The organism is Marinobacter nauticus ATCC 49840 (assembly GCF_000284615.1).
Taxonomy (GTDB): domain Bacteria; phylum Pseudomonadota; class Gammaproteobacteria; order Pseudomonadales; family Oleiphilaceae; genus Marinobacter; species Marinobacter nauticus.
On record NC_017067.1, the window covers coordinates 1,305,688 to 1,318,009 of the forward strand.

The 12,322-nt window shown below is 57.2% G+C and carries 10 protein-coding genes; 5 read left to right on the forward strand and 5 right to left on the reverse strand.

All coding sequences use genetic code 11. The features are described from left to right. Nucleotides 1–95 precede the first annotated feature (95 nt). Nucleotides 96–479 carry a hypothetical protein gene (locus MARHY_RS05995; protein WP_014420999.1) on the reverse strand — a complete coding sequence of 128 codons (384 nt, stop codon included), beginning with the start codon at nucleotides 477–479 and terminating at the stop codon, nucleotides 96–98. 250 nt (nucleotides 480–729) lie between these two features. Here MARHY_RS05995 and MARHY_RS06000 point away from each other — a divergent pair, with 250 nt between their 5' ends. Beyond that, nucleotides 730–2,376 carry a DNA recombination protein RmuC gene (locus tag MARHY_RS06000; RefSeq protein ID WP_014421000.1) on the forward strand — a complete coding sequence of 549 codons (1,647 nt, stop codon included), beginning with the start codon at nucleotides 730–732 and terminating at the stop codon, nucleotides 2,374–2,376. 4 nt (nucleotides 2,377–2,380) lie between these two features. After that, complete coding sequence (locus MARHY_RS06005; protein ID WP_014421001.1) at nucleotides 2,381–3,256, forward strand: hypothetical protein; 876 nt, start codon at nucleotides 2,381–2,383, stop codon at nucleotides 3,254–3,256. A 10-nt stretch (nucleotides 3,257–3,266) separates the two neighbouring features. On the opposite strand, the gene MARHY_RS06010 is transcribed toward MARHY_RS06005, so the two are convergent. Then, nucleotides 3,267–4,283 carry an AraC family transcriptional regulator gene (locus tag MARHY_RS06010; protein ID WP_014421002.1) on the reverse strand — a complete coding sequence of 339 codons (1,017 nt, stop codon included), beginning with the start codon at nucleotides 4,281–4,283 and terminating at the stop codon, nucleotides 3,267–3,269. A 186-nt stretch (nucleotides 4,284–4,469) separates the two neighbouring features. On the opposite strand from MARHY_RS06010, the gene MARHY_RS06015 reads away from it, so the two are divergent. Next, entirely contained in the window at nucleotides 4,470–5,522 is a 1,053-nt protein-coding gene (locus MARHY_RS06015; RefSeq protein ID WP_014421003.1) for a CaiB/BaiF CoA transferase family protein, read from the forward strand. A 63-nt stretch (nucleotides 5,523–5,585) separates the two neighbouring features. Here MARHY_RS06015 and MARHY_RS06020 read toward each other — a convergent pair whose 3' ends face one another. Beyond that, nucleotides 5,586–8,402, reverse strand: coding sequence for a hypothetical protein (locus MARHY_RS06020; RefSeq protein WP_014421004.1), 2,817 nt, complete (start codon nucleotides 8,400–8,402; stop codon nucleotides 5,586–5,588). A gap of 477 nt (nucleotides 8,403–8,879) precedes the next feature. Between MARHY_RS06020 and MARHY_RS06025 the strand changes: the two genes are divergently transcribed. Further along, nucleotides 8,880–10,394 (forward strand): fumarate hydratase, encoded by a 1,515-nt coding sequence (locus tag MARHY_RS06025; RefSeq protein ID WP_041655452.1) that lies wholly within the window; start codon nucleotides 8,880–8,882, stop codon nucleotides 10,392–10,394. A 42-nt stretch (nucleotides 10,395–10,436) separates the two neighbouring features. Here MARHY_RS06025 and MARHY_RS06030 read toward each other — a convergent pair whose 3' ends face one another. Together MARHY_RS06030 and MARHY_RS06035 are read right to left on the reverse strand one after the other, a co-directional pair. Beyond that, nucleotides 10,437–10,760, reverse strand: coding sequence for an MGMT family protein (locus MARHY_RS06030; protein WP_014421006.1), 324 nt, complete (start codon nucleotides 10,758–10,760; stop codon nucleotides 10,437–10,439). Between the two features lie 23 nt (nucleotides 10,761–10,783). After that, on the reverse strand, nucleotides 10,784–11,545 hold the full coding sequence (locus tag MARHY_RS06035) for an SDR family oxidoreductase (protein WP_011785507.1): 762 nt from the start codon (nucleotides 11,543–11,545) through the stop codon (nucleotides 10,784–10,786). A 72-nt stretch (nucleotides 11,546–11,617) separates the two neighbouring features. Between MARHY_RS06035 and MARHY_RS06040 the strand changes: the two genes are divergently transcribed. Next, nucleotides 11,618–12,175: an FxsA family protein gene (locus MARHY_RS06040; protein ID WP_014421007.1), complete on the forward strand. Its 558-nt coding sequence runs from the start codon at nucleotides 11,618–11,620 to the stop codon at nucleotides 12,173–12,175. Nucleotides 12,176–12,322: the final 147 nt, after the last annotated feature.

Sequence of the window (12,322 nt, forward strand, 5' to 3'; positions counted from 1 at the left end):
TGGATGCCTCAGCCATTGGATGTGTTGTCAATCAGGCGGGAGAGTATACTACAACGTACCTGTGTGGTGACTTTACAGATGGTTAAGGCGCACCTTTATCGGCCCAGAAAAGGCCCTTGGCCCAGCGGCGTCTCGGATCTGAGGTACTCCTGAATGACCGGGGAACAATTCAGGTAGAACAGTAGTAGCTCCCGCTGAATATCCTGGTCCTGAATGCGCGCGGCGAAGGAGATGACTTCTTTGAGCGCCCGGTCGCTGGAGGTGGTGTCGGTCGGCACCGTGAAGTTCTTTCCATAACGGCTTTTCAGCAACTGGGTCAGTCGTTCAAGGTGAAACTCGCCGGTATGGGTGATGTGAGGCAAAACCCGCACATGCTTGTCCGCCGAGCGTTGATTTTCCGAAGACAATGTCTGTTCGTCGTCCACACAGGTAGCCTGCAGGAAATCGGACCCGAATTTTCTCCACAATTCCTTGAACATGCTCCGACCTGCCAGTCAGCTTTCCGTTTACGGCTTTAGCACTCCGGTTGGGTGCTTTTTAACCGTTGTAGAGCAATTTACGCCCTGCGTCCATAGGTGGATTGACGCAATGTTGATAAATGCCAAACAGTCGAGGCCGGCCTGGTGGCACCGTTCCGCCAACAAGAAAAAAGGGTAAGCATTGCGGTAGACTGTCAGGCTTTGATCCCGGGGCCATGCCCTGATCTGACCAACGAAGACCAAGGAGAACATGCTGGTGCTAGATGCGCTTACCCTCACCATGGCTGAACGTCCGGAATGGCTGGCAGGCTGGTTCCTTGCTCTGGTGGCGAGTGCCGCCTCGCTTTTGGCGGGCGTGATCTGGCTGCTGTGGCGTCGGCGTCAGGATAGAGCCACCGAGTCTGCCTTGCGCGAGGAACTGGACGCCCGGGACAGGCAACTGAGAGATAGCGAGCAGGTGCGGGCGTTGCATGAGCAGGAAGTTGAACATCTGCAGACCGCACTCGAGGAGCAGAAAGCCCGCTCCGGGCATCTGGAGCAGAGCATCGAACACTGGCGACAACAGTCTGCGGCCCTGGAAAACCGATTGGCGGCTCTGGACTCGGAGTTGACAGCAAAACAGGATCGGGTTGCGCAACTGGCAAGTGAGAGCAGTCAATACCAGCAGCGGGCTGAAGCGCTCTCAGAAGAGCTAGGTCAGTTGAAGGTCGAGTTACGCGAGCAGCAGGTCACTCTGGATAAAGAGCGCCGTAGTGCCTCGGAAAAACTGGAGTTGCTGGAAAAGAATCGAGATGCACTGAAACAGGAATTCGAGAACCTGGCGAACCGGATTTTCGAGCAGAAAAGTGAGCGCTTCAGCCAGCAATCTAAAACCAGCCTGGACTCCTTGCTTAACCCCTTCCGCGACCAGTTGCAGGATTTCCGTAAACGGGTTGAGGATGTCTACACCACGGAAACCCGGGATCGTCAGGCGCTTCGCAGCGAAATAAAATCCCTGCAGGAGCTGAACCGGCAAATTACCGAAGAAGCCGCCAATCTGACCCGCGCTCTCAAAGGCGACAAGAAAATTCAGGGCAACTGGGGTGAGTTGATCCTGGAGCGGGTGCTGGAACGGTCGGGCCTACGCAAAGGGGTTGAGTACGAAACCCAGGGTAGTTACCGGGACGAAGACAACCAGTTGTTGAGGCCCGATGTCATTGTGCATTTGCCGGACCAGCGAAATCTGGTAATTGATTCCAAGGTATCGTTGGTCGCCTATCAGCAGTGGGTGACCGCAGATCAGGAGGAAGAGCGAGCTGCGGCGCTGAAGCAGCATGTTGAGGCGGTTCGCAATCACATCCGTGCATTGAGCGAGAAAGATTACAGTCAGCTTAACGGGCTGCATTCTCCCGATTTCGTGCTGCTGTTCATGCCCATTGAGCCGGCATTTGTGGCAGCATTCCAGCAGGACGAGAATCTCTTCGCAGAAGCATTTGAGCGGAAGATTATTGTGGTGACGCCTACCACCCTGCTGGCGACACTGAGAACCATTGAGAATATCTGGCGTTATGAACGCCAGAGCCAGAATGCCCGCCGCATTGCCGATCGCGCCGGCGCGGTCTACGACAAGCTGCGGGTGTTTGTCGAGGCTATGGAAAAGCTGGGAAGCCAGTTACACACGGCCCAGGGCACCTACGATAATGCCATGAATACCCTGACACGGGGCCGTGGTAATCTGATTTCCCAGGCCAATCGGTTTGTGGAGCTGGGGGTCAGGGTTAAAAAAGAGTTGCCCAAGTCGATAGTGGATCAGGCCGAGGTCGATTCTGAAGACGCCGATGAGCCGGGAGATACGCCCGCCATCGACAGGGAGCCTACGGACGCCGGGGAAGCCCGTGCAGAGGACCAACAGGAGTAGCGGTATGTTGTCATCCATGAAAAAAAGGCGTTTGCCTGGTCACAAGGCATTTGCGGGCCTGGTGTTGTCTTCTGTTCTTGCCCTGCAGGCGGGGTTCGCCCAGGCATTGGCTCCGGAACACGAGATTCGCCGCTTGATGCTGGCGACTGAAGAAGCCGTTGCAGCAGAGAACTGGAGTGAGGCAGGAGAGTACCTGAACCGTCTTCAGGCCATGGAGGGAGAGAAGCCCGCCGAGTATTACTACTATCGCGGCCGGGCCATGTTGCAGGCCAATCATCTGAATGAGGCACGTTCAGCACTGGAGCAATACATTACCAGGGCCGGGGCAGAGGGCACGCATTATCAGCAAAGCCTGAAGCTGATTACCGACATTGAGAAGGCCAGCCGTGCCAGTGTTCGCGCTCTGGCCGAAGGGCAGGCCAGTGCCAACGAGCCCGTGGCCGTCATTGAGCCGGCGAATGAACAGGATGTGAAGACGCTGCGCCAGCTGTATCTGGCAAGCTCGGACAGGGAGGCTTTGGTCATCCATCTGAATACTCTGCTCGAGACCGCTGGCTGGCGGCGTGACAAAACGGTGGTGCGCCTGGACAGGCCAGCAGATCGCCAGTACCAGGTGGCTCTGGATGACGGCAATATCAGTATTCAGGACATCGAGCGCAATCCCGATGGCACCACCGTTCGCAGGACCCTGTCTCTGTCGGTATTCGGTGTGAATCCTCAGTTGCGTTGGGATTGTGAACCGGTGGTCGGAGCCTGCTGGGTTTATGATCCGCGGGACGGCTCACGGCTTTTCCAGTTGGCCGAGAATCGCGATCAGGCCCGGGACATTGCCCGAACTCTGGGGCGCTTGATCCGGAACCTGCAGCAGGGAAGTTCGTAAGGCCGGGTGTTCAGATCAGATCGCCCCGTTCGCCTTCCCGCCAGGCCCCCGGGGTGACCCCCGTCCATTTTTTGAAGGCCCGATGGAAGGTGGATGGTTCGGTAAAGCCTACCCGTTCGGCAATATCGTTGATGGGTATCTCCGGATGGGCCAGATAGTAGATGGCCATATCCCGCCGCAATAGATCCTTGATCTCCTGAAACGACGTGTTCTCCTGCTTCAGTCGGCGCCTGAGGGTTTGCGGGCTGGTGTGGAGCTCTTGCGCTATCCAGTCGAAATCCGGCATGGGTTTGGAGAAGTCACGGCCAATCAGGCCCCGAATGCGACCGGTCCAGGTGTTGCTCTCATCCGGTCTTGACAGCAGATCTGCCGGGGACGTTTTCAGGAACTGTCGCATTTCCGGCTTGTCCCGAATCACCGGGGCGGAGAGGAAACGTTTGCTGAAGGTCAATGCCGTACAGTCGGACTCGAACGCCAGCGGACAATGAAAAATGTGCCGGTATTCGTCCCCGTGGTCTGGTCTCGGGTAATCGAACTCAGCTTTCTCCAGTTCCACTGGCTGGCCAATGAGCCAGCTGCCCAGCCGGTGCCAGATCACCAGAATGCTCTCGCGCAGAAAATAGTCCGGGTCGTGGATGCTGCCTTCAATTCGCGTGACCAGGCGCACACGGTCATCGAGGATTTCAAGCTCCATGGACACCATCGGTTCGAACAGCCGAGAGAACCGGAAGGCCTGTTGATATACCTCTTCCAGCGTCTGGCAACTGACCACCAACGCACACATGGTGGCGAACGTTCCGGAGCGGGCACGGCGTGGCCCCATGCCCATAAACTCATCGCCAGTGCGCTGCCAGATTACCTGCATCAGCTTGCTGAACTGATCACTGCTCACCCTTGCCATTTCAATGCGAAGAAGATCTGGCGAGATCCCGGCCTCCTGGAGCAACGCACGGCTGTCCAGGCCCAGGCGTTCGGCGCCTGACAGGGAAGCTTCAACAAAATGTCGTGAGACTGTCAGTGTTGACATAGAGGCAGCCAGAAGAAAGAACGAACTTCATCATAAGTACCCGGCTCAACATTGCAAGCCCATGATTTGCCAACGGATGGAAGAAACGGTCAATAGGAATGAAGGAACCGGTAGTTGGCCCGGGCTGCAAAACCCGTCAGCATGAGCCAGAGTCATTGCCGCCGATCAAAAACAAGGAGATGCTTTATGGCAGCCCCGCTCGCCAACCTGAAAATTCTGGATTTCAGTACCTTGCTGCCCGGACCCTACGCCACCATGATGCTCGCCGATATGGGCGCGGAAGTGCTCAGAATTGAAGCTCCGGATCGCGTGGATCTGGCCAAGGTAATGCCACCTTTTGATGGTAAATTCAGCACGACTTTTTCCTACCTCGGTCGCGGCAAGCAAACCTTGCAACTGAACCTGAAGCAGCCCGAGAGTGTTGAAAAGGTCAAGCAGCTGGTTCAGGACTACGACATTGTGGTGGAGCAGTTTCGCCCGGGCGTCATGGATCGCCTCGGGATAGGCTATGAGGTACTCAAAGCCATCAATCCCAAGCTGATTTACTGTGCCATTACGGGCTATGGCCAGACCGGTCCCTACAAGGACAGGGCAGGCCACGATATCAACTATCTTGCTATTTCCGGTGTTGCCAGCCACTGCGGTCGCGCTGACAGCGGTCCACCACCCATGGGCATTCAGGTTGCCGACGTGGCCGGAGGCTCCCATCACGCCGTGATGGGCATCCTCGCTGCCGTCATCAAACGCCAGGAAACCGGAGAGGGCGCCTTTATCGACATCAGCATGACCGATGCCGCCTTCGCCCTGAATGCCATGGCGGGTGCTGCTGCCCTGGCAGGCGGACAGCCTCAGAAGCCCGAAAGCGGCATGCTCAATGGTGGCACCTTCTACGACTATTACCAGACCAGAGATGGCCGCTGGTTGTCTGTCGGGAGCCTGGAGCCGCAGTTCTCTTCGCGCCTGTGTGACACCCTTGGGTTGGGCAAACTGAAAAGCTATGCCCTGAGCCAGAAGCCCGAACATCAGCAGGAATTGAAAGCCGCTATCAAACAGAAGATCGCGGAGCGTTCACTGGCTGAGTGGCGGGAGGTGTTTGCCGATGTGGATGCCTGTGTAGAGCCGGTGTTGACGATTGAGGAGGCGGCAGAGCATCCGCAGTTGAAGGCCAGGGGGATGATTGTTGAAAGGGATCGAGGGGATGGAAATCTGCAGAAGCAGATTGGTTCCGTTTTCAGCTAGAGGCACAGACAAAAAAGGGCTCCCGTTGAGGGAGCCCTTTGTCATTCTGCCTGCCTGAGTTTATCAGGGCGCGGTGCAGAATGCGGGCAGTTCCGCCAAAGTAACACCGAAGGTCACCAGTGTCTCGCAGACCATCCCGCCAAATACGGCATCATTATTAGCCGATACCGGGGTTCCATGATCACCTGCCTGATAAGTCGTCAACAGATCATCGCCGAGTCCAATGGTCAGTGGTTTTGTGCCGGCCAGTGGTGCACTGAAGCTGTTCACGGTGACTGGTACAGGCAGACCTGTAACTTCTGGTCCGAATGTACCGGACAGTGCGTCAATACCCCACTGTTCCTGGTCAGCAGCATTCGGGATAACGGTATCTCCAGCAACCTCTGACAGCAGGATAGGCGTTCCACCCGCTGCAAGGGAGGCGGTGAAGTTCACGGGATCTGCTGAGTCGATCGCAGCCTGGAAAATATTAAAGAACGTCTCGAGATTGGCGTCGCCTTGTTCCAGTCCAGCAGCTTGCTGCAGGCCAAACAGAATGCGAGGCGCGAACGACGGTGAGTTCTCCAGCAGTCGAACCACGCCACCGCCCGGCGTCAGCAGGCTGGCAGACTGGATATTGTTGAACGCTGATGGCAATGAGCTGCTGCCGTCAGGTGCGGTGAAGATGGTATCCGCGATCTGATCCTCGTTGGCGGCAGCCAGGAACGGCATACCGGTGATGGTGCCGAGCGAGTGGCCAACAAAGTAGACCGGATCGTTGATGTCGATGGTCAGCGTGCCGTCATCTCCGCCCGCTGCCGCCGGTTTCTGAAGCGTCATGCCTGCACGACCTGCCGCCGGACTGCCGGCCAGGGTGGCGCGAAGGTTCAACTGGTCAACAACGCTCTGACGGATATTGTCCCTGCCAGCCAGGAAATTCTGGAGGTTGATGAAGAAGCTGCCGGAGCCATCGGTACCGGCGGCGTTAGCTGGATCGAAAACCATTGGCGCCGGTGTGCCTGCGGGGGTGGCGTACAGGCCGTAATGGCGTTCAAACGTATCCGGCGCGAGGCCGGGGATGGTACTGCCAGCATTCGCTACGGTGTTGACGAGCGACTGAGCGGTTGCTGCAGACAAGCCCAGCTCGTTAACGAGACGTGTAGTATCGCCCGCTACAACGACCGGGGCATATACGGGAATTGCCGCTTCCGGAGCTCCGCCGGCTGCCAGCAGGTCACCTGCCAGCTCAAGCTGAGCCTCCTCGGAGAATGGCGTGATGCCATGCAGTGGCTGGTCGATAGCGACTACAACGTAACCCTGAGCCGCCAACGCCGTGCCAAAGGTCAGGGCTGCGCTACGATCCGTGGTGATGCCGTGCTGGTACATGACCACACCGCGTTCGTTGCCGCTGTTCGGGTAGAGAACGAGCATCGGGACTTCCTGAGTGCTCTGTTCCAGCGGGAATGGGAAGATGTAGTTGACCGCTGTCGATACGGAAGCATCGGCCTGCGGCAGGCTCAGGCCAAGCGCCGAGAAGGTGGTATTCAGAGATTCGGCCAGAGGTTGGTCTGCAACCCAGTTCACTGCGTTGCCGCCTGCGATGCCCGCGGGAGTATTGCCCAGATAGTAGGGGAGCGAGATGCTGCCCTGAACGGCCAGCACACCGGAAGCTCCGGGAATGCTTCCAGCAACTGCTGATACCAGGCCAACAGGCTGAATGGTGCCGTTGTCGATGGTGATCGCATCCGTAAAGCCGGCGCCATCGAATACGTTACGGTTAACACCAGGCAACGGTGTTGGGAGTTCCTCCCGGAACTGCGATGCGAGGGAGGTTGCCAGGCAGTCGATGGCTCCTGAGCCCAGATCCCCGGCGCCTGCGATCGGGCAGGGCCCAGTGGGCGCGAATACGGCGTTCAGAGGCGAGGCCGGATTCTCGGGAAGCGATTGTGGGAACTGTGCGACGGCAGCGTCCGCAGCGGCTGCAAGATCCGCGTACGCGGAGGCGCCCCCTTGACGAGCGGCCGTCACCGCACTGGTGCGTACGAACGTAGTGATCTGATCCGCGAACCAGGCCGCTGGCTCAGCAATGTATTGCAGTACTTTCGCATCATTTGACGTTGTGAAGCTGTAGGTCAGAGCTATCTCGCTTTCATTCAGCGAGCCACCCAGCGCCTTGATGTAGTTGGTAGCGATTGGCTCCCAAAGGTTGTTAACGAGAGTTCTGACAGGCAGAAGAGCCCCGTTGACGAGCCCTTTGCCGGGATCATCCTCTGTTCCCTCGCCGGTGATGTTCGTATACAGCGGATCCTGAATGATCGAATCGCCATTGATGTCCTTGACCCCTGTCGTGACAAGAACCACGTAGCGCTTCTGCGGGTTCAGGGGTTCGAGCGGCAGGATTCGAATGGCCGAATTGCCGTCGAGAGATTCAACGTCTGCGCGAATCTTCGGCATGTTCTGGGGGCCGCTGATTGCGAGTTCGAGAGTTGGTGGCTCTCCAGCAGACAGCGCCCGTACCGGGTCGCCGCTGGCGTAAGCCAATTCAATGAGGTGAACTGTTTTTCCGGCAATAACGGTTGACGCATCAAGCTGCCCGCTGGTCTGAATTACAGCAGGGGCAATGGTAGAAGCACCGGACAGCTCATTGAGCGCTGTGGTAACCGGCGGAGTAGTGTCATCAACACCAAAGGTTCCGTCTTTCTGCGTGGAGTCAAAAATCAAATCGTTGGGCAGAGGCAACTGGCCCTTCGCAGGGTTAAAGATGGGGTAGGTTTTTCCCAGTGAATCAGCAGAATACTGCGGCTTGGGATTATCATTACCCCCACTGTTAGAGCCACTGAAACAGCCCGTCAACCCAAGGGAAGAAGCCACGGCAAGACTTATTAGAGTTTTCTTGAACATGGGTGGAACCTTTTCCTGTTGTTGTGTCGTTATATCCGGCGTTGACGGAACCGGTCGGCCCCAGGATTCCGCGCATAGCCTTTTCTGATTTGTTGGTTGTCTGAAATTGTAGCCAGCACTTAAAAGCCAATTTCTGTAGCTTCGACTATAGCGACAGAGTAGCAAGTGTTGATCAGCCAAAAGTGTGATTCTGCGTCTGGAAACCCTCCTCGCACCCTTGGAGTGGCCCTCAATCAAAAATAGTGGCCGCTCCGCGGTTTGTCGAGTTCCAGTGGCCGGGTAATGCCTGTTTTAACAAATTGTTGCGAATTGGTTTTACCGTAATAGCTATTTTCGCTGGCCTACATGGCATTTGCGCCTTCTGTCGCATCAACCGCTGAGTCGAATTTCTGGTAAACTCTCGCTTCCTTATATAAGCAGGGGGCTGCTTTGGTGGCTCCGCATACTTCCGATAATCAGAAAGCTGATGAGGCCACTATGACCACCGTGATCCGCCAGGACGACCTGATCGAAAGCGTAGCCGATGCGCTGCAGTTCATTTCCTATTATCACCCGAAGGATTTCATTCAGGCCGTGTACGAGGCCTACCAGAAGGAAGAGTCCCAGGCGGCCAAGGATGCCATGGCCCAGATTCTGATTAACTCCCGTATGTGTGCCCAGGGCCACCGTCCGATCTGCCAGGACACCGGTATCGTCACCGTGTTCGTGAACATCGGTATGAACGTGAAGTTCGAGTGCGACATGGCGCTGGACGACGTGATCAACGAAGGAGTGCGCCGTGCTTACACCCATCCGGACAACGTGCTGCGGGCCTCTGTGTTGGCAGATCCGGACGGCAAACGTCAGAACACCAAAGACAACACCCCCGCCATCATTCACTACAAGATGGTGCCGGGTAACACCGTAGACGTGCACGTGGCAGCCAAGGGCGGCGGCTCTGAAGCCAAGTCCAAGTTTGCCATGCTGAACCCGTCCGACTCGGTTGTGGACTGGGTGTTGAAGATGGTGCCGCAGATGGGTGCCGGCTGGTGTCCGCCTGGCATGCTGGGTATTGGTATTGGTGGTACCGCTGAGAAGGCGATGGAGCTGGCGAAAGAGGCTCTGTTGGATCCGATCGATATTCACGATCTGCAGGCCCGTGGTGCCTCCAATCGTGCCGAGGAATTGCGCCTGGAGCTGTTCGAGAAGGTGAACGAGCTGGGCATCGGCGCTCAGGGGTTGGGTGGCCTGACCACCGTTCTGGATGTAAAAGTCAAGGATTACCCCACCCACGCGGCCAACAAGCCGGTGGCGATCATCCCGAACTGCGCCGCAACCCGCCACGCACACTTTGTGCTGGATGGTACGGGCCCGTCCCTGCAGACCCCGCCGAGCCTGGACGACTGGCCGGAAATCACCTGGGAAGTAGGCGAGAATGTTCGCCGTGTGAATCTGGACACTGTAACTCCGGAAGACGTGAAAGACTGGCAACCGGGTGAAACCGTTCTGCTGTCCGGCAAGATGCTGACCGGCCGTGATGCGGCCCACAAGAAGATGGTGGATATGATCGAGCGCGGTGAAGAGCTGCCGGTGGATCTGAAAGGCCGCTTCATTTACTACGTGGGCCCGGTTGATCCGGTACGCGAAGAAGTGGTTGGCCCCGCTGGCCCTACTACTGCAACCCGCATGGACAAGTTCACTGACACCATGCTGGAAAAAACCGGCCTGACTGGCATGATCGGCAAAGCCGAGCGTGGCCAGGTTGCCATCGACGCCATCAAGAAGCACGGCGCAGTGTATCTGATGGCGGTGGGTGGTGCTGCGTACCTGGTCTCCAAGGCCATCAAGGGCGCCAAGGTGGTGGCCTTCGAAGAGCTGGGTATGGAAGCTATCTACGAGTTTGAGGTGGAAGAAATGCCGGTAACCGTAGCCGTGGATTCCCGTGGCAGTTCCGTGCACCAGACCGGCCCGGTTGAGTGGCACGACAAGATCATTGCCGCCAAGGCGGTTTGATCTGAGTCTTTGTTGGTCCGGTGGCAGCCTTGGGCGTTCGGCTCAAGGCTGCCACTGAAAGTCCTTCATCTTTACCCTTCCTTTATACACTTCCACCCCTTCCAGCCTCAGTTTCTCTGTTTGAAGCTGGCAGGTTTTCGTGCCTTCAGGAAAAGCGATCTGGCCATTGCTCCGGATAACCCGATACCAGGGAATGCAGTGGCCGGCGGGCAGTTTGCCCAGGGCACGGCCAACGAAACGCGCCTGGCGTCCGAGGCCGGCCATGGCGGCTACCTGGCCGTAGCTGGCCACTTTTCCTTTCGGAATCGCGGCCACTACCTGCCAGATTTTCTGCTCCTTTGTCGGTTCTTTTTCGGACTCGTTCATTCAGAGCTCCGGAATTGGCCAGGTTACAGGCGCAGGGCGCCGTCCACCTCGATCATGCGGCCAGAAACGTAGTCGTTCTCGAAGATAAATGCTACCGCCGAGGCGATTTCCTCTGGCTTGCCCATGCGTTTCAGGGGGATGCCGGCGGTCATTTTCTCCAGGGCTTCCGGTTTCATGGAAGCCGTCATTTCGGTTTCGATAAACCCTGGGGCGATGCCCATGCAGCGGATGCCGTAGCGGGCGAGTTCTTTGGCCCACACTGGCACCAGGGCAGATACGCCGGCTTTGGCGGCGGAGTAGTTGCTCTGGCCCATGTTTCCGGCGCGTGAGATAGAGGCGATGTTGATGATCGCGCCCTGGTCGCCGTTTTCGATCATGCGGGTGGCCGCTTCACGGCCGCACAGGAAAACGCCGGTGAGGTTAACGTCGATCACGGACTGCCACTGGGCCAGCTCCATGCGCTTCTCGAGCTTGCCGTCCTTGAATTTCACCATCAGGCCGTCGCGCAGGATGCCGGCGTTGTTCACCAGGCCGTTGAGGTGGCCGAAGTCATTGATGATTGCCTGAAAGGTTGCCTCAACGTCTTCTTCTTTGGCGACGTTGCAGACATAGGTTTTGGCGTCGCCACCGGCCAGTTTGCAGGCCTCAGCGGCTTCAGCCAGCTTGTCTTCCATCAGGTCGATGAGTGCCAGCCTGGCGCCTTTGGCTGCCAGGTATTCAGCCATTGCGCGGCCGAGGCCCTGGCCGCCACCAGTGATTGCGATAACAGAATCTTGAAGTTTCATGGTTTGCCCTAATTAAGTTCAGAGGTGTTTTACGTTCTCTGTGTGTCTGCATCGTTTTTATGGGGAGGCATTTTGCCCGTTTTCTTTTTTCTTTTCATCGTTATGCCCATTGCCGAACTGGCGGTATTGATTCAGGTCGGTAGCGTTATCGGCGTGTTGAATACGGTAGGGCTGGTGTTTCTGACGGCTGTAATCGGGGCCTGGTTGCTGCGCCAGCAGGGGCTGGCGACCTTGTTGCGGGCGAATGAACGGCTCAACAGCGGTGAGTTGCCGGCAAAAGAAGTGGCCGAGGGGCTGATTCTTGCGGTCGGCGGCGCCATGTTGCTCACGCCGGGGTTTATCACCGACACCTTCGGCTTTCTGTGTTTGTTGCCGGGCTCGCGACATTGGCTGGCATCGCAGGCACTGAAGAGAATGACGGTGGCGGGGCAGAATCACGGCCGGAGTTTCTTTTTCAGCGCCGGAGGCGGTGCAGGGCCCTTCGGGCAAGGCCCTTTTGGCCAGCAGCGACCATTCGATCGTGATGCCAACGGCAACATCATTGAAGGCGAGTACCAGGATCAGACCCGGAATGATCGGGGCCAGCTCCAGCAGGGGCAGTCTGATCAGGATGAGCAGGAAAAAAAGTGAAATTTTTTTTGTTGCGGGTGTTGAAAACCTTTCGCTCAACCCCATTAACACAGCACAGATTCGCTTCAGGCTGAAAACCGCTGTCTATCAGTGGCTTGGATGCCGGGGCAATTTGTCGGGTCCGGGTCTCCGGCCAGACATTTTTAA